Consider the following 18,457-nt stretch of genomic DNA (forward strand, 5'->3'; position numbering starts at 1 on the left):
TAGCTGATCCTTGCTTTTTCCCCAATCCGTAGTTATTGCACTAGCTGTTTGGCTTCAAAGGGCTCTCCATGACCGGGATAAACGGTTCTTATGTTCATATTTCTCAATCTGTCTACACTAATCTCCATCGATTTGAAATCGTAAGCATTAGGTGCAGTATCAGGCTTTTTTATATTCGTAAACATATCCCCGGCAACTAAATCGCCCTCTGCCGAAATAATCCCTATCGAACCTGCAGTATGTCCGGGAGTATGTACAATAACCGCTTCAAATCCATGTTCTGCTAAACTATAGCCTTCATCTACTAAAATATCCGGTCTGAATTTCGTAAAATCATCCAGAGTCTTGATAGAAATCTTCCTAATAATTCTTTTCATAAACAGAAAAATCAATTTATGTATTAAAGATTTGTAGCGGAAGCTCCCCATTACTTTTTCGATGTCCGGGTTCTCAACTAATTCCAGGTCATATGGATGCATTGCTATTTTTGCTTTATACTTCTCCCTGATATAAGCAGCATTTGCAGCATGGTCATTATCTCCATGGGTCAGTACTACCAGTTTCAGATTCCCGGGCTTGCACCCAGCTTTTTCAAGCTCTTTTTCCAGGCTTTCACGCCTATCAGTAAATTGCTTATCAATTATTGTATGCCCGCCGGTATCAAATAAAATGAAACTATCGCCAGACTTTCCAAGATAACAGTTTACACCCTGCAAATCAATTCTTATAATTTCCTGCTTCATAATCATTACCTCCAATCAAATTCGTCAACCTATGTATGAATGATGTTCTGTCAGCCTTATTTACTTCCTTTACAGATTTATTACTTATGATTTTTGTGGTATGCACCATGAGTCTCCTCATATACTTTCATAAACAATTTATCAAATTCTCTTCTTTCAACATTGAAATATCTGGTCCATGATTCAGCAAAGCAGACATAGGCATAATTTGGCATAAAGCTGGTGAAAAATTCTGCTATTCTCCTCTCTTGCACATTGTAGCCCTCATCTATATTCCCTTCCATCTCTTTAGCAATTATAGCATCTACAACCTTATAAAGAATCGGCTGTTCTTTAGTTTTCTTAAGTGAATCAATTAGAATTACTCTTACCAGATCAGCATTTCTCTGCCCGAATTCATAGTACACATTTTTCATCCGTTCAGGAAGTTCCTGTGCCTTTTCCTGATGCGTCTGTCCCGGCTTTGCAGAAATCAAATCAGAATATTCATTAATAAAATTAGTTGTCAGCACTTCCAGAATTTCATCTTTGCTTTTAAAGTGATAGTAAATAAGGGATTTCGGCACATTTGCCATGCGCGAAATCTCATCAATCCGTGAACCTTCAAAGCTCTTTTCTGCAAATATCTTTACTGCAGCCTGCAGTATCCTTTCACGTGCATTCACATGATTCATTTATCCCGCCTCCGATTTTAGTACTGAACGTTCAGTTTTATATTATCATTTTATATACTAAACGTCAACAACTAGTAACTATTAATGAGTTATAGTTTCGACACTTACCGTATTCTTTTTGTAATATATTGACTTATTTGTATTATTCTGTTAACATAGCTGTATGAAATAGCTGTAAATTTATGGTAATTAAGAGACATATCAGTCACTTTTTATTACCGGATCCCTGTTTTGAGTTCTTTGGTGTAGATATTAATACGGAGATATAAGAAATATAAAAAACATATTGAGGAGGGCTTTTTATGAGTAATGCTTATTCAGAGGACGTAAAAAAGCATAATTTGCATTTGGAATGGAATGATACGAGAAAAGAGGCCTATCTGTACAGCAAATTGGAAAATAACAGAGTACAGTGCGGATTATGCCCGCGCCGTTGTACTATAGGAGAAAACAGCACAGGTTTTTGCAAGGTCAGGAAAAATATTGGCGGAACACTGTATGCCTTGTCTTATGGAAAAGCTACGCATGTAACAATTGAAAGGATTGAAACAGAAGCATTATTCCACTATAAGCCGGGCAGTAAAATATTGTCCCTGGGAAACTTCGGATGCAACCTTGATTGTGATTACTGCCAGAACTGGATGTATTCCCAATTCCAATACACCAGTCCGGAACATATCCATGAATATACCATCGACAATGTTATCGAAATGGCACTTTCCAATAATATAGAAATACTATCATGGACTTACAATGACCCTGCTGTATGGTTTGAATTTGTAATAGATACGGCCAGAGAGGCAAAGAAGCACGGATTGAAAAATCTCTTCAAGTCCGCATTTTTCTTAACACAGGAAGCTGTTGAACAGTTATGTGAGGTAATTGATATATTTGCTATTTCTATAAAGGCTATGGATGAAGGGTATTACAAGAAATTTACCAAAGGCTGGCTGCAACCTGTCCTTGACAATGCAAAACTGGTTCACAGCAAGGGTATACATTATGAAATAAGCAACCTGGTTGTCACAGGTTTGACTAATACTAATGAAAACTATGACAAAATGATAGATTTTATTCTGAATGAGTTGTCTCCGGACACGCCGATACATTTTACCAGATTCCATCCTGACTATAAATACATGCAATATGAAAAAACGCCAGTTGGAGATGTTGTCTCTGCCAGAAACAGAGCTTTGGAACGCGGCTTGAAATACGCTTATATCGGCAATGCTTTTGAAGGAGACGCATTGAATTCATATTGTCCCCAGTGCAAGCAATTGCTGATAGAAAGGTATGGATTATTTACATATATCAAGGATTCTCTCTCAAAAGACGGTAAATGTAATAATTGTGGCTTCCAAACGACAATAAAGGAAGTAGATTATGCTGACGAGGAAATTGTTTTGAAGTAGAAAGGGGAAGCAGTTATGAAGAAATTTGAACATATTTGGAACAGCGAGTTTTTTCTTCTCCATATTCAGTTGAATAATAATACCTGCATGCCGTTTCAGGCAACTGTAACAAGAGAGTATGAGGGCGGAAAACCGAGATCGGAAGTTATTGATATTAAGCGTGAAGAAAAAAGCTACAGGTTTATTGTTTCCAGATCTCATCCCAAGGAAAAAACAGTGGTGATAAACTACCCTGAGGGTGTAGTTCTTGAAGCATTCAAAGTTGACGATAGGGCATACTACCCTACCGAATCCTTTTTTGCAGGTTAGAAAACCTAGAAAAATGCTTATTTGATTTATAAATTCTCAAGAGGTGCTAAAATGTGTAACGGGCGTGAATACCCACTTACTGGCTACCAAAAAGATATATGGCTGCAGCAGTATATGTATCCTGATTTGCCTCTTTTTAACATAGGGGGATATTTTGAATTCAGAGGAAGTGTCGATATTGCCTTATTGAGGGACGCTTTAAGAAAATTAATTATAAATAACGATTCCCTGAGGATAACATATACCCTAAAGGGCGGAGAAGTAGTACAGCGCATAACGGATGACATCATAATGCCTATCATAATGCGTGACTACTCCAGAATGAAAGATGCACACCTGCTGTCGCTCCGCTGGATGAAAAGGAGATTTTGCAGTACATTTGACCTCCTAAATGGGAAATATGCTTATGAATTAGCTATTATAAAGGTCCGTTCAGATTTGGTCCATGTCTTTATAAAATCTCATCATATTGTAATGGATGGATGGAGTTTTTCACTTTTCTACAGAAAGCTGTGTGAGTATTACAATAAAACCCCAGAGGTGCATGGAGAAGCTTACTCATACCTTGAACTGATAAGCAGAGAACAAAATTATTTACAATCTGAGGACTATATAAACGATATCAGATTTTGGGGAAATTTCATTAATAGGAGTAAAGGGTCAGAGCAAATATACCCAGGTATTATTAAGTATGCTCAAAATTCTTCTAAGAAAAGTACTATAGTAGGATGTAAAATTCCCAAAACCAGAATTGGAAGAATAACTGAGCTGACCAATCAGCTTGAATGTTCGGAATATCAATTTTTCCTTAGTTTGATGTGCCTTTATTTTGCAAAGCTGCTGAACAAGCATCAATTAGTGGTTGGTATGCCTGTTCTGAACAGAACCAACCATAAGGAAAGACAGACACTAGGCTTATATGCCAACGCTTTACCCCTGGTTATCGATGTGGATATGGACAAACCTTTCGAAAACCTGGTAACAGAGGTTAAAGGCAAGCTCAGACAAGCTTACAGGCACTATCGGCTGCCATTCGGCGAAATCCTGAATTCAGCACCTGTCCTCCGGGACAGTGGAAATAATATTTTTGACTTCACCCTTTCGTATATCCAGTTAGATGATAGAATCGACCTGAAGAGTTGTTCTGCCGATATTACTATGCTGCACAACGGTTATGAAAGATTTCCGGCGAGTGTATATATCAAGAAGATGATTAAGGACGGCAGCGTGAAAATTGAGTTCAGCTGCCAAAAGGATATGTATGATAAGGCTTTTCAGGCAGAAAATCTTACGGAGCATATAATACAGATATTAGAAGAAACTATAGCCAAAACTGCGGAAGCAATAGGTGAAGTAGAGTTTATTTCGAAGACAGAAACAGAAAAAATAATCAATGAGTTTAATTCCTATAGCCTTAATATCGGCAAAAACACCACTGTTGTCGACCTTTTTGAGAAGAAAGTCAAAAGCGATCCCAGAAAAATAGCTATTGAATTTGGTGATAAGTCAATTTCATATGCCGAATTGAACAATAGAGCCAATAATCTAGGGAAAGTATTGCGAGAGTACGGAATCGGTCCTGATAAACTAGTGGGCATAATGATTGATCCCAGCATCGAAATGATTACAGGTGTCTTAGGTATACTAAAAGCAGGAGGAGCATACGTTCCGATTGACCCGCAGTACCCGGCCTCCCGGAATCAATATATTATCGGCCATAGTGAAATCGGGATTTTATTAACACAGAAAGACTTGGTTCAGAAGGTTGATTTTAAAGGGAAATGGATATTTATCGAGGATCATATAAATCATTGCAGTAGTGAAAGCAATCTGGAGAAAACATACAGCAGTGAAAATCTGTTTTCTGTTCATTATACCTCCGGTTCTACAGGGGTACCTAAGGGCGTTATGCTTACTCATAAGGGTATGGCCAATATGGGAAAATGGTTCGAGAAAGGGCTCAAAATCAGAAAAAAAGACAGAGTTGCACAAATAGGTTCCCTCTCGTTTGATGCGTCAACCTATGAGATATTTATGAGTATTTTGACAGGAGCTACAGTGGTAATTCCGACAAGGGAAGAAATATACGATTTTCGCAAGTTCGAAGAATTTCTTAATAATAAGGTAATTTCAGTAACCCTGCAAATCCCAAATTATCTGGCTAATATCAATCCCCAGAATGTAAATTCCCTTCGGCTGCTTATTACCGGGGGGGCTTCTTTACCTGAGTATCTTGTTGATCTTTGGAAGGATAAGGCTGACGCGGTAATAAATACATACGGTCCGACTGAAACGACCATATATTCTACAGAGTATATTTGCAGGAAGAACCGCTTTGCAGAGACAGTTCCTATCGGAAAGCCCCTTTTCAACGAAAGAATTTACATACTTAACGAATGGATGAAATTACAGCCTATCGGAGTTCCCGGTGAAATCTATATAGCGGGGGATGGTGTAACCCGCGGATATTTAAAGGATTCCAAACTTACAGATGAAAAATTTATGGATGATCCATATTATAAGGGATCAAGAATGTACAAAACAGGCGATGTAGGAAGATGGCTGCCAGATGGGACAGTTGAGTTTTTAGGAAGAGTAGACAGGATGGTAAAGGTCAGAGGCTTCCGGGTGGAATTGCCAGAAATAGAAAATTGTATTCTGAAATTTCCTGGTATTAAAAACTGTGCGGTAGTAATGCAAAGAGATGAATCTATTCAGGAATACCTTATAGCGTATTTCGATGCAGATGAACCTGTCAATAATGATGCCTTAAGGACATATGCCAGCCAGAAATTACCCCACTATATGATACCAACATATTTTGCACAGTTCTCTTCACTCCCTTTGATGCCAAACGGTAAAATTGATTATAATGCTATACCCGCATTTGATCGCTCCATGCTGGTTAATGAGGGCGTAAGCGAGGAGATCAGTGAACTGGAGGAAAAACTTTGCAAAGCCTTTGCTGCTTGCCTTGGAGTTGAATATATCCATTCAGATAATGATTTCTTCAGCTATGGGGGACACTCTATTGCTGCGATGAAGCTGTGTGCAAATATTAATAAAGACGGTATCAATATAACTATCAATGATATTTTTGAAGGAAGGACACCACGAGGAATTGCTGCAAGGCTGGAGTCTGATTCAACTTGTCAGCTAGAAGTATCCAAGAGCTATCCTAAGGTGCAGACAGGAGAGTGGTCTATGCCGGGTGATGATAAAGGATTTACACCCAGGAACATTCTCTTAACAGGTGGGACCGGATTTCTGGGAAGTCACATCCTGGAAGAAATATTAAATAACAGCTCTCTAACAGCCTATATATTGATACGGGGAGAAAGTGAAGAAAACTGTAAAGCCAGACTTTGCAGTATTATGCATTCATATTTTGGAACTAGGTATGATTATCTAATTGAGAGAAATGTAAATATTATTAAAGGTGATTTCTGCGAACACAACCTGGGGTTGCCTGACGGATATTTTGAAAAGCTTATGGGTGAAATAGATCTAATCATCCATGCAGGGGCACTGGTCAAGCATTTCGGCAATTACTCGGATTTTCAGCGGATAAATATAGATGGGACTAAAAGGCTTGTCGATATTGCAGCAAAGTATGATATTCACCTTGCATATGCTTCAACCATAAGTATTATGGGAGATTATTCAGGAAATAATAAAAAATTTGATGAATCTGACTTTTTCCTGGGACAGGAATTTGACCGGAACTGGTATATGCTGAGTAAATATGAGGCAGAAAATACTGCAATAGAAGCAATCGCTGCCAACAAAGCCAAAGTGTCTATTTTAAGGCTTGGTAATCTGATGTGCAGGTATTCAGACGGGGTCTTCCAAACAAATTGGAAAGAGAATGCATTTTGCAGGGTAATGGGTGCAATCAGACAAATGGGGATTGTTCCGGATGAATGGCTTGACTGGGGTATTGAGGTGACACCAACAGACTTGTGCAGTAAAGCAGTTATGTCTGTTATAACTAATGAATCTGCTTATGGACAAGCATTTCATGTATATAATCCGAACTTTACATCTATGAAAAATATTCTGAAAGAATTCGGAAAGCTCGGCACACACATAACACCTGTGCCTTATAAGAGTTTTATAGAAAGAGCAAAGGAAATTGTGAACGGCAGTGACAAGGATAGTCCGGTCATGTGGCTTGTAAATTATGCAGGCAGCTCAGCTAACCCGTTTCACCCACAGTGGCTTCAGATAGAGAATTTGAGGACCATCGAGTACCTTAGACATGTCGGTTTTGAATGGCCATGTATAGATACAGAATACCTTAGCAGGGTACTTTCATATACAGAATAAAAACATATAAAAAATCCGGAAAGGAGCTGTAGCTAGTGCCAAAGCTAACAAAAATACTCATAAAACCTGCACTTCAGTGTTTTCACCGTTGCAGGCATTGTGAACCCCGGCAAAACTATTACAGGGATTTGGTTAATAAAAATGATGCATCACAGATGCCTTTGGAAATGGCTGAAAGATTTATTAAGGAAGCTTATTTTTTAGGAATGGAAGAATGCCTGATCAGCGGAGGAGACCCCCTGCTTTATCCTCATCTTAGAGAACTGGTAAAGTATGCAGGTTCATTTGAAGGCGTCTCCGTATATATTAATTCCTCAGGACATAATCTCACTGAACAGTACGCATATGACCTTCTGACTGCCGGCTTAAATTCCATGCACATATCTTTGGATTCTCCCTATGCGGAAAAACACAATCATCTCAGGGGAATAGACAATGCATGGGAAAATTCCGTTAATACAATTGATATCCTTACTGGTATGAAAAGATCAAACCCCTCATTTTCTAAATTTATAGTTCAGCTCAATACTGTAATAACCCGGCATAACTATATGGATATTCCGGAGCTGGTTGATCTGGCCCTGAGAAAAAGAGTAGACTCCATATACTTAATGAATGTATATGGGGATATAGGGAATTTATTTCTGCTTTCAACGCAACAGATTGAGGAATTCAGGAATAGGATCATACCGGAAGTACTGAAAGTGCTGAACAAATCCGGAACAGGAAATCTGGTGGTCGAGAACGCCGAAGAGGTGCTTCACAGCTTTTTCAGCAAAGAATACAACACTATTGAAAACTATGCCGAAGGTATCTATTGGAGTGAAGCAGAAGCAGCGAAAAGAGCTTGCAACATTCCAGATTACTGGGCACTTTTAGAACCTGACGGAAGTATTCTGCCGTGTTGCATGATGGAAATCAGTGAAGGGAAAATTGCAGGAAATTTTAAGTCTAAATCCCTTGCGGATATTTGGACGGGTGATGCCTATGAAGCCTTCAGAAGAGATAAGCTCGAGTACTGTAAAGCCTGCCCTATTGTATACAACAAAACGTTAGGCCTTGTTCCAGAAATGTGTAAGCAAATGAAATACTAGTGGTGATAAGCCGCGGCATCCAGCAAATAAAGTCAGTATTCATATATACTCAAGTATTCATTCAAAATGCTAATAACAGCTATATAAATGTAAGATACTAATAGTAGAACACTATTTTAGAGGAGTATATCTATGACAGTAGAACGTTTTATTTTAGCTGCAATCACCACTATCTCAATTGCCTCTGTTTTTTACATCCCAAAAGACAAATACAGGCTGTCATTCATAAGCTTTCTTTCATTTCAGGCTCTATCGTGGATTACAATTATTTTTTTGGTACAGACCGGCTCTATTGAGTTCCCTGTACGGGAGTTTCCACGGGCTACAAACGTAGGATTTTTAGTCAATTACATATTCTTACCTGCCTTGTTTGTCTGGTCTGTTCTTATCTCTCAGAACATGGTATCCATAATACACAAGGTTATTAACAGCTTTATTTTTATTTCCTTAATGGTATGGTTTATTTATTTTATCAGTACCTATACACAACTGGAAAATTTCATAAAAGGGACATTTAGCTCTCATATCATTCGGTTATACATCGAATTTATTGCTTATTTTATTATATGTAATATTTACATATCATGGTTTACTAAAAAAACGAAAGTGCTGGTAACAGAATAAATTTATGTTTTATTTAGAAAAAATCATTCTTATAACTGCAGGTATAGCAAGCTGCATTTCCATATTGTTTATTCCCCGGAGCAAAGCAGCTAAAGCTTCATTTATTTTTCTGCTGACACAGTTCTTTTCATGGATTCTGGGACTAATTGTTGTCGAGCTTTCGCTGCTTGATTATCCTGTAAGGGAGTTCTCAAAGGCTAATGCTACAAGCTTTATGTTTGAATATTTTGTGCTCCCCGTTCTTACCATATTTTTTATCCTGTATTTCCCGTACAACAAAGCTTTGCGGACAAGAATAGCATACTATATTGCTTTCAGCACCGCCTTCACAGCAGTAGAGCTTTTACTGGAAAAATACACGTTAATAATTGAGTATCATTCATGGAAATGGTATTGGACATGGATCAGCATGTCATTATTGTTCTATGCAGTAAAGACAATATACAAATGGTTCTATAAGATAAAAGGTATATTCTCTATATAATATTCGGCTGCTTCACCCTTTATCTTATGAACCCCCTTATTACATAAATAAGACATTCGTTCCAGCATATTTATATATCATGATACAACATCCTATCCTTGCTGCTCCTTAAGCATACGCTTCAGTATCTTACCGGTGCTGTTTTTGGGAAGGTTTGAAACAAATTCAATTTCACGCGGCAGCTTATAAACAGCAAGGCGTTCTTTCAAATGCTTGAGTAGTTCCTTGGAATTACATTCTTCCCCCTCTTTTAGAACAACAAAAGCTTTTACATATTCACCTCTTAGCTTATCTTCAACTCCAATGACTGCTGCTTCTTTCACCTTGGAATACTGGTAGATTACTTCCTCAACCTCCCTTGGGTATACATTCAATCCCCCAACGATGACCATGTCCTTTTTCCGGTCAACAATGTAAATATAACCATCCTCATCCTTCTTTGCCAAGTCTCCCGTATGAAGCCAGCCATTTTTCAAAGCATTCCTTGTCTCTTCATCTTTTTTAAAATATCCCTGCATAACATTGCCACCCTTGACGATAAGTTCTCCTACTTCGCCTGAAGGTAACTCCATGTCATTCTCATCTACAATTCTGCATTCAACATTATGGAGGGGCAACCCGACGGAAGCTTCTTTCTGCACCCCTTCCAGCGGATTGAAGCACACTGCGGGGGAAGCCTCCGTAAGGCCATATCCCTCTACAATAGGAAGTTTCAGAACTTTCTTAGCTTCTCTGAATATTTCCACGGGCAGCGCAGCTCCCCCTGAAATAGCCAGACGTAATTTGGGGAAAGTAAGATTCCTCTTCCCGGCTTCCAGTAAAACGACATACATGGAGGGAACCCCCATGAATACAGTAATATTATCTCTTACCAATGATTCAACTACTTCTTTTGGTTGAAAGCTTTCCAATATAGTAATTGTTGAACCCGACCAAAGCGGCATTAGCACACATGCGGTAAATGCAAACACATGAAACATAGGCAGTACGCACATATAGTTGTCTTCTGTGCTGCTATTGAGCGCTTGTCCACACTGTTCTGCGTTTATTATAAGGTTTTTATGAGTAAGCATTGCTGCCTTTTGCTTTCCGGTAGTGCCGGAAGTATATAGGAATGTAGACAGTGCATCATTGTCCGAAAAGTCTTCAGTTCTTTCTTCAGGCATTCCGCAAACACCGTTTTGAAATTCCTCATCAAGTACGATAACCTTTATGCCAAGTGCATTTTGGATGGATTCCTTCGATAACTTTGCTTTTTGAAGGATCACAGGGTGAATAATCATATATTTTGCTTCAGAGTCCTTTATAATATAAGCTATCTCTTCCATAGTAAGCATGAAGTTGATTGGGATAATAATCGCACCGGTTTTAACAACTCCTAAATACGAGTATATGAATTCAGGCGAATTTAGACAGCTCAGCACAATACGTTCACCGGTTCTAACTCCCAGCTCCTTAAAATAGTTTGCATATCTTGCTGCTGTTTTATCAAGCTGCCCGTAAGTGACATCATTCCCTTTAAATTTTAAGGCAATGGAATCGTCCTTATAAGTATTTTTGTAAATGGAACCTACCATACTTTACCCCCAAATAAATATTTTTTCCATATATATACAAACATTATATATGAAATTATACTATATCTCATCAATTATGAACATATGGGAGTTTAGCATGTTCATTTATTTTATTCCGCCCTTTAAGAAATATATCTGTCCAGCATAGGTTTCATTAGGATTATTGTTAAGTCCTGCCACAATCCGCTTACCATCGGGAGAAATCCATAGCAGGTGATTCATAGACCCACCATGACCCTTATCTGCAATCTGTTTACTCCATAAACGCTGTCCATAGCGGTCATATAGTGCCACATTATGATCATCTGTTACCGCTATGTACTGACTGTCTGCTGTTATGGCAGCGGCTTGCCCTATACCGTCCATATCAAATAACGGTGCACCTTTTGCATTGAATACGGCACTTCGTAGTCCCACACTTCCACCACCGACATTATGTCCATACCAAATGAAACTTCCATCCGGAGAAATATGAACTCCTGACCCTCTGTTTTCTACAGGGTAGGACCATATATACTTCCCATTGCTCTTATCAATAAGGTGTATTGCGCTTCTGTTGCACTTAGTTGTAATAATCAATGTCTCTTTTGACATTTCCATATCTGTTGCCCACGAGTCGGTGTAAGTCTTCCAGAGAAGATTCCCATCAACGTCAAATGCCCTAAGATAACCATCGCCACTACTTGAATACAGCACAAGCTTGTTATTTACAGAATCAAACAGCATCTTGCGCACCTGACCGTTAGTAAATGCCTTCCACACAAGATGTCCTGTTTCTATCTCATAGAGGAAAACTCCTCCCATAGAGTCCCCTGCAGCAAGATACTTATTATCGTCTGAAATCTGTACCTCCATAACATTATCAGCACTTATTCCCCACCAGTATTCGGTTTTCTGAAGAGGAAATTCCCTTATAACCTTACCGTTTTTATCAAGTACCACCGGAACTCCCCCTGCAGAGTAAGGCTGCCCCTCTTTGGGTTTTGATTGCCGGGTGGTTGCTATAAGAGACCCATCCTTTGAGACATCTACAGTCGGAGTCTCTCCATAAATCTGATATTTCCAGAGGAGCTTCCCATCACAATTAAAGACTGTCAGAAAGCATTTTTCATAAAGATCTGCCGGTCTCATGGCAGTATGGAACGGAACCGTCGCCATAATACTACCGTCGGCAGTTGAATCCCATGAATATCCCTGCAAGCCGATATCTATTACCTTTTCAACACTGTAATCAGCAATTTCTTTTAGTGTTTTAAGTGCAAGTGTCACATTGACTTTCTCTCCTTTTTTAGGAGCAACAACAGCACGTGCCTCACCCAATGAACCCTTTACTATATTTGGTCCACCCGGATTGACACTGATGGCAAATTCTCTCCAGAAATTTTTGCTGCTATATCTGAATGCATAAACAGGTACTCTAAATTTCCCTTGTGAATCCGACCTTACATCCACCCGGGAGGTTCCTGCATCCACTCTCACATTGACATTTGGAATAGCCTTTCCACTGGATGCATCAATGACCTTACCGTAAATTTCAGCGTTGGTTTCATATTCTCTAAAATCCCTGCCGCCACGGCTTGCCACTTCAACAATATTTGAAAGAACTACCTGCTTCTTTTCGGCACTCATTGCTTTCTCTTTTCTTATATCCAACTCAATCTTCATTGGAGCAGATATTTTATCCCCTTTATTCCATTCCGGAACACTTGGTCCACCTGTCTGCATGGTGTAAATCAACCTTATGGGCATACTTTCACCTGGCTTAAGATAAAGTACAGAGGGTTGTGGATGGTTTATGAATAATTGAGCCTCATAGTTGGGGATATCAATACTGGCATCATACTCCACAACTGCATCGCTTGTACCCTTGTTACGGACAATCAGCGTCCTCGCTACAAATTGCTCATATGGATATAGGAAAATTACAGGTCCTTTGCCGGCAGTCACTTCAATATCTGCAAAATCAGCAACAACTTCAGGATTATCCATTGCAGGAAGATAGTCTGCCTCAAAAGGACTAGGGTAAACTGAAGCATCCGGTTGCGGGAACTCTGTGCTATAAGCACGTGAAGCAGCGGCAGAATTACCTGTATTATCACTCTGTATGGTTGTGAAGGAAAAGGACAGAGTCTTACTCATCCTGTTTCCGGCATAATCTACTATTGCATCGGTAGGTATAGTAACTACATACCTTGTATTGTTGTTCAACCTGGATGAGGGTTTTACTGTCAGCTTATTTTTTTGAATAGATGATATTATTTTGATCTGTTTCTTTTTTTGGTCCGATAATATTATTCCGGAAAAATTTTTCCCCTTATTTATTGCCTCACTGAAAGCTACACTGATGATTGACCCGGTATCAACTTTTGTCTGCTTATCATTGGGAAAACAGCTGGTTGCCACAGGTGCTTTCGTATCACCGGCAGAAGAAGCCGTAGTGTAAGGCATGAGAACAAATAATATGAGCAATATCGAGAGTAGCCTTTTCATAAATTATGCCTCCTGGTTTCTATTATTGAAATCTTCTACATTTAGTTTGGAAATTTCATGCACGTAGGCGGTTGATTTTATTTTTCAACAACAATACTCATATTAATCCGAATAGCAGGCCGTATTCCAAGATTATGGTCCGTATTTGGCATTCCCTTCATCTCAATACGTCCTCCACCATATACTATGGCACAGTTTGCACCTTCAGAGCCAGGTGAACGGAGAGTCCACCATGTAGCCCCTTTGCCATCATCAAATGCCCCCATTACTGCCGCATAATCCGTATTATAGGCTATACGTTTTACATCCTTGTTGTTTTTATCGGTTGAAAAGCCGTAGGTCTTGCTGGAAGCTTCTTCTATAGAGAGGAGGAATACTTTGTCCTGAGTATCTTTTCCTCCATCCGTTCCATATGAAGAATTCTTATTGTTCTTGATAGTTTTTTTGAATATCGCATTCTGTTCAGCCTTGGTAAATGCAGCTGCCAAAAAACCTTCCTTCCCCTTCAGATGGCCTTTTCCTAAATTCAGCCATCCACGCACAGTGCTGTTCTCCCAGGCACAATCCTTGGAACCTCTTGTATCGTTATACACCGCACAGTCCAAAGCATGCTCTGCAAGTAGGAAAAGCTCTTTATCACTGCTATCCAGAATACGCCATTTTATTGGCTCAATTTTAAAATAACGGTATCCTTTCCACCCTTTTTTCTCAAAATTTGTAACTTGGTCATATGTAATACGCTGAATTTTTACACCGTTTACAGTTGCAAATCCATTTAAATATTCAGCACTGACAATCTTATCCGTAAGCGCCTTTCCTTTTATTTCGGTCTGGGGATAATTTCCGAAATACACATGATTACCCTCACGGGTTATCCTAGCAACCGGATCCTCCTCTTCCTCGGTGCTGATTACCTCCTTGTTTTCAATCACTTCTTTGCTGCCAGCTGTATAAACAGTCAGTTGACAGCTGCCAGCTTTTCCGCTTGTTTTATCTTTAACAGTAACCGTGACTGTACCATTGCCCACGGCCCTCAGTAAACCGCTTTTCGAATCTATTACAGCTACGTTCTCATCGCTGATACTGTAAATGAAATCAGTATTTTTCAACCCATAGCTCTTCCCCTGGAAATTGAATTGTTGACCGATATCAAGCGCATCACATTTGGCAGCGAATGTGACATAAGGATTGTCTATGGTAACTGAGATGACTGATGAATAGCTTTTTCCCCCCTGGCTTATCTGTATGGTTACTTTCACATTCCCCTTTTTTACCGGGGTAATAATACCTTTATTTGATACGCTAGCAGTTTTTTCATCAGACGATTTATAGGTGACCTTTGCCTTGGAAGTAATGTTTTCCAATCTGATTGTATAGTTTTCATAGCCGACATATAAAGTAATTTTTGTTGCAGATGCTTTTGGTATGGATGCTGCTTGTACACCCGTCAATGGTCCCATCAGTCCGGTCGCAAAAATTACCAGAATAACAGCTAAAAAGAATGCTACTACCTTTTTCATATTTATTCCTCCTTGGCAAATTGGTGAAAACAGCATTTTTGAAGCTTCAGCAGATAAATTTAAGGATATGGTTGTCATTTTTCAAGAGAGTCAAAGAGGAATAGTGTTTTATGCTATTCCTCTTTGAATAAAAATCAGAGATGAGTATATTTTATCATATTATGTCAGATTTAGCTATGGAAAGATCAAAATAGCCGTTTTACCAAGCTAAGTAAGCTCATGGTAAACAAATACATATTTACATTTTTTATCATATAATATAAAATACATACAAGTACAAATATTTATAAAATATGTAAATTTATTGAATTTATTCTTTTAGAGGAGGGGATATGCAATTATTAACAATTATGCTTGAGGAAGGATATCTTGATGAAAGGGTTATTCTAAAGGTTAATGGTACAACAGTTTTTGATAAGGAATCTGTAAAAACAAAACTGCTTCTTGGATTTGCCGACTCTGTAAGTATAAATCTGCAGCAAACTTCAGCAAATATAGAAATCAGCATCCCTAATAAAGGGATGTCATTGTCGCTTAAGGTAATGTTAGACAGCGATAAGTATATTGCTTTTTCAGTTAAGAATACCACCATACTTCATCGAATATCAAATGAACCATTTGTGTACTTATGAATAATTTTTATTAGGAGGAATTTGTATGTGTGAGAATCAGAAATGTAACTGTGCTGAACTTAAAACCTCACATGAGTTTGAAGCCCAAAATCCAATTATGGACAAATTTGAAGTTTCACCCGGTGAGATTCCTGATATTTTCCCGACACAATATAGAAAGAAACCTGTTAGTGGGACTTATAAGGGGTATATGACTGAACCTTTAGCAGGTAAGTCTCTCCTGGAACTAAGGGTGGATATAGATACCAGACACAAAAATTCACCTGTTATGAAAAAAATCAGCGGAGATTTGTACAGCACAAAAACTATTAGTATACCTAGTAAATTGCCGGTTACCTGGCAAACATATGTAGAGTCATGGGTTTTAGATAAACCACAGATAGAATGGAGTAAATCTAGTGTAGCGATAAGCGGCACAATTACATACTCAAAAAGTGGACATCCAACAACCACGATAGCAGTTACTATCCCTAGAAAGAGTATCTTTGCATCAGATATGGGTGAAGCCACAGTTGAGTTTACTAGCTCCGGTGGTGGAACAGCAAAATATCTATGTCCTTGGTTATCTAACAGTTTCCGCAAAATGACAATGGAAATAGATGTATGCCAGTCAGTAAATACAGAACCACTATTACCGAGTTATGATACACTTTCACATTCAATCCATCCGGCAGATCTTCCGCAAAGAACTCTTACAATTGAAAAGGCATATAAAGAAACAGGTGTTGATATAACAATATCTAACAACCATACTGTTATAAATGATAGCGCAGCTCAGTTCTCAACCTGGTCAGTAAGTGAATTACATGATGCAATGGAAACATCTTTCAGCCAATATTCAGGTAGCTGGCCTAGTTGGAAAATGTGGGGTCTATTGGCAGGAAAGTTTGATAGTTCATCAGTTGCAGGCATTATGTTTGATGCTCCTGCCGCTAACGGTGGTGCCGGCGAAACGCCTGACCGTCAAGGTTTTGCAGTATTCAGAAAACATTCATGGTTTAATGATCTTACAGATAATGCTCCTGCCAATCAAGCACAAGCTTTTGCTGCCCGCCAGTATTTATACACATGGGTTCATGAAGCAGGACATGCCTTTAATTTATTACATTCCTGGAACAAAGGGCGTCCAAACGCATTATCATGGATGAATTATCCCCAATATGTTACAAATTTCTGGAATGATTTTAGATTCAGGTTTGATGATGAGGAACTGATACATATTCGTCACGGTTTCCGCAATGCAGTCATAATGGGTGGAGATGCATGGGGATCCGGAGGTCATTTGGATGACTGTGCACAGTTTGAGTCTTTAATAGAAGGAGATGCACCGGTAGAGTTCCATGTTCGCTCAAAAGAGTATTTCAGCTTTATGGAACCTGTCTCAATTGAATTCCGAATAAGAAACCTATTGAAAGATATTGATATCGACCTAAACACCAGACTAAATCCTGTGTATGGGAGCGTTTTTGTAACAATCAGGAAACCGGATGGAAAGTATATAGATTATTCACCGGCTTTTTGCAAAATTGCTACGCCTAAGGTTAAAACATTAAAGTCTGCTATCCATGCCAAGGCAGGTGAAGACAGATACAGTGAGGAAGTGTATTTAGGGTTTGGAAGTAACGGGTTTTATTTTGATGCACCAGGCGAATATGCAATACAAGCTTTATATTTAGTAGATAACGAATTGGTAGTGCCTTCAAATATTCATAAATTTAGAGTTGGGTATCCGGTTTCCAAGGATGATGATTGTTTTGCCCAGGATTATTTTAATAATAATGTTGGTTTGGCTCTCTACATGAACGGTTCGCAGTCACCTTACCTTTCTAAAGCTATGGATGTATTATTAGAAGCTACAGAAAGATATAAAGGTACTTACCTGGGAGCTAAGGTTGCATCTTCTATATCCACTGGCTTTGCAAGAGACTTCCATAGAATACAGGAAGGTGCATTAACCAAAGTCTATTCGGGTGATCCGGGAAAAGCTCTGGATCTTACTAATCAAGCAATTGATCTTTACAGAAATGAAGGTAGGAAGTCCGACAACTTAGCTTATCATAAACTAGTTCGTACAAGAATAAATCAGCTTGAAGAAATCGGAAATAATAATCAGGCTAAAGAAGAACTGAATCAGCTTTTGGATGATTTGAAAAAGAGAGGCGTAAAACAGCTTGTTCTCAGAGAGATAAAAGGGTTAGATAATGATTTATAATAAATTTATAGCAGGTATGTTTGATTCTAGAACTGCCGCAATGGTTTCCCCGAGCTGTGACGGATCTAATGGCTAGTGGACTAAAAAGCCTGCTCTCGGGCATCTGATGAAGTGAGAATGTAATGGGGACATTTCCTCCTATAAAGAGTTGTGTCCCCCTTGCCCAAGAAATCATTGATTAATATTATATGCTTGAATAGAATTTCATGGATAGCGCGAGACTGTAGGAAATTACGTGTAAAAACGTAAATTCCTACAGTCTCTTTGTTTGGGTAATGAAGAACCTGTAGGATTTATGGCAACTATTAATAATAGATCTTACAGGAGGAATAACAAGTATGAATGAACCGGCAATCA

The 18,457-nt window shown here is 38.8% G+C and carries 13 protein-coding genes; 8 read left to right on the top strand and 5 right to left on the bottom strand.

The features are described from left to right. Nucleotides 1-32: 32 nt before the first annotated feature. Both N3I35_02140 and N3I35_02145 read right to left on the bottom strand, forming a co-directional pair. Nucleotides 33-743 (bottom strand): MBL fold metallo-hydrolase, encoded by a 711-nt coding sequence (locus N3I35_02140; protein MCX8128883.1) that lies wholly within the window; start codon nt 741-743, stop codon nt 33-35. A gap of 80 nt (nt 744-823) precedes the next feature. Then, on the bottom strand, nt 824-1,417 hold the full coding sequence (locus tag N3I35_02145) for a TetR/AcrR family transcriptional regulator (protein ID MCX8128884.1): 594 nt from the start codon (nt 1,415-1,417) through the stop codon (nt 824-826). A gap of 302 nt (nt 1,418-1,719) precedes the next feature. Here N3I35_02145 and amrS point away from each other — a divergent pair, with 302 nt between their 5' ends. From amrS to N3I35_02175, 6 genes are all read left to right on the top strand, one after another. Then, the gene (gene amrS / locus N3I35_02150) at nt 1,720-2,829 is read left to right on the top strand and encodes an AmmeMemoRadiSam system radical SAM enzyme (protein ID MCX8128885.1); all 1,110 of its coding nucleotides are present in this window, start codon (nt 1,720-1,722) and stop codon (nt 2,827-2,829) included. A gap of 15 nt (nt 2,830-2,844) precedes the next feature. Continuing rightward, entirely contained in the window at nt 2,845-3,138 is a 294-nt protein-coding gene (locus tag N3I35_02155; GenBank protein ID MCX8128886.1) for a hypothetical protein, read from the top strand. Nucleotides 3,139-3,189: 51 nt separating this feature from the next. Then, the gene (locus tag N3I35_02160) at nt 3,190-7,467 is read left to right on the top strand and encodes an amino acid adenylation domain-containing protein (GenBank protein MCX8128887.1); all 4,278 of its coding nucleotides are present in this window, start codon (nt 3,190-3,192) and stop codon (nt 7,465-7,467) included. Between the two features lie 35 nt (nt 7,468-7,502). Further along, nucleotides 7,503-8,561, top strand: coding sequence for a radical SAM protein (locus tag N3I35_02165; GenBank protein ID MCX8128888.1), 1,059 nt, complete (start codon nt 7,503-7,505; stop codon nt 8,559-8,561). Nucleotides 8,562-8,693: 132 nt separating this feature from the next. Continuing rightward, nucleotides 8,694-9,185, top strand: a complete 492-nt coding sequence (locus N3I35_02170; GenBank protein ID MCX8128889.1) for a hypothetical protein — start codon at nt 8,694-8,696, stop codon at nt 9,183-9,185. Nucleotides 9,186-9,189: 4 nt separating this feature from the next. Then, the gene (locus N3I35_02175) at nt 9,190-9,669 is read left to right on the top strand and encodes a hypothetical protein (GenBank protein MCX8128890.1); all 480 of its coding nucleotides are present in this window, start codon (nt 9,190-9,192) and stop codon (nt 9,667-9,669) included. Between the two features lie 92 nt (nt 9,670-9,761). Here the strand turns inward: N3I35_02175 and N3I35_02180 are convergent, their stop codons facing one another. The 3 genes from N3I35_02180 to N3I35_02190 all read right to left on the bottom strand — a co-directional run bounded on the left by N3I35_02180 (nt 9,762) and on the right by N3I35_02190 (nt 15,256). Continuing rightward, a complete protein-coding gene (locus N3I35_02180) occupies nt 9,762-11,246 on the bottom strand; it encodes a long-chain fatty acid--CoA ligase (protein ID MCX8128891.1) in 1,485 nt (494 codons plus the stop codon). Between the two features lie 105 nt (nt 11,247-11,351). Further along, nucleotides 11,352-13,736: an Ig-like domain-containing protein gene (locus N3I35_02185; GenBank protein MCX8128892.1), complete on the bottom strand. Its 2,385-nt coding sequence runs from the start codon at nt 13,734-13,736 to the stop codon at nt 11,352-11,354. A 77-nt stretch (nt 13,737-13,813) separates the two neighbouring features. Beyond that, nucleotides 13,814-15,256, bottom strand: a complete 1,443-nt coding sequence (locus N3I35_02190; GenBank protein MCX8128893.1) for a DUF6273 domain-containing protein — start codon at nt 15,254-15,256, stop codon at nt 13,814-13,816. Between the two features lie 332 nt (nt 15,257-15,588). Between N3I35_02190 and N3I35_02195 the strand changes: the two genes are divergently transcribed. Both N3I35_02195 and N3I35_02200 read left to right on the top strand, forming a co-directional pair. After that, nucleotides 15,589-15,888 (top strand): hypothetical protein, encoded by a 300-nt coding sequence (locus N3I35_02195; GenBank protein ID MCX8128894.1) that lies wholly within the window; start codon nt 15,589-15,591, stop codon nt 15,886-15,888. 25 nt (nt 15,889-15,913) lie between these two features. After that, nucleotides 15,914-18,100 carry a hypothetical protein gene (locus tag N3I35_02200; protein MCX8128895.1) on the top strand — a complete coding sequence of 729 codons (2,187 nt, stop codon included), beginning with the start codon at nt 15,914-15,916 and terminating at the stop codon, nt 18,098-18,100. The last annotated feature ends 357 nt before the right edge of the window (nt 18,101-18,457 follow it).

The organism is Clostridia bacterium (assembly GCA_026414765.1).
Classification (GTDB): domain Bacteria; phylum Bacillota; class Clostridia; order Acetivibrionales; family DSM-27016; genus SKW86.

Coding starts and splice junctions, on each gene's coding strand:
- N3I35_02140 (MCX8128883.1), bottom strand. CDS start 743: ATGAAGCAGGAAATTATAAGAATTGATTTGCAGGGTGTAAACTGTTAT.
- N3I35_02155 (MCX8128886.1), top strand. CDS start 2,845: ATGAAGAAATTTGAACATATTTGGAACAGCGAGTTTTTTCTTCTCCAT.
- N3I35_02170 (MCX8128889.1), top strand. CDS start 8,694: ATGACAGTAGAACGTTTTATTTTAGCTGCAATCACCACTATCTCAATT.
- N3I35_02145 (MCX8128884.1), bottom strand. CDS start 1,417: ATGAATCATGTGAATGCACGTGAAAGGATACTGCAGGCTGCAGTAAAG.
- N3I35_02195 (MCX8128894.1), top strand. CDS start 15,589: ATGCAATTATTAACAATTATGCTTGAGGAAGGATATCTTGATGAAAGG.
- N3I35_02160 (MCX8128887.1), top strand. CDS start 3,190: ATGTGTAACGGGCGTGAATACCCACTTACTGGCTACCAAAAAGATATA.
- N3I35_02175 (MCX8128890.1), top strand. CDS start 9,190: ATGTTTTATTTAGAAAAAATCATTCTTATAACTGCAGGTATAGCAAGC.
- N3I35_02200 (MCX8128895.1), top strand. CDS start 15,914: ATGTGTGAGAATCAGAAATGTAACTGTGCTGAACTTAAAACCTCACAT.
- amrS (MCX8128885.1), top strand. CDS start 1,720: ATGAGTAATGCTTATTCAGAGGACGTAAAAAAGCATAATTTGCATTTG.
- N3I35_02180 (MCX8128891.1), bottom strand. CDS start 11,246: ATGGTAGGTTCCATTTACAAAAATACTTATAAGGACGATTCCATTGCC.
- N3I35_02185 (MCX8128892.1), bottom strand. CDS start 13,736: ATGAAAAGGCTACTCTCGATATTGCTCATATTATTTGTTCTCATGCCT.
- N3I35_02190 (MCX8128893.1), bottom strand. CDS start 15,256: ATGAAAAAGGTAGTAGCATTCTTTTTAGCTGTTATTCTGGTAATTTTT.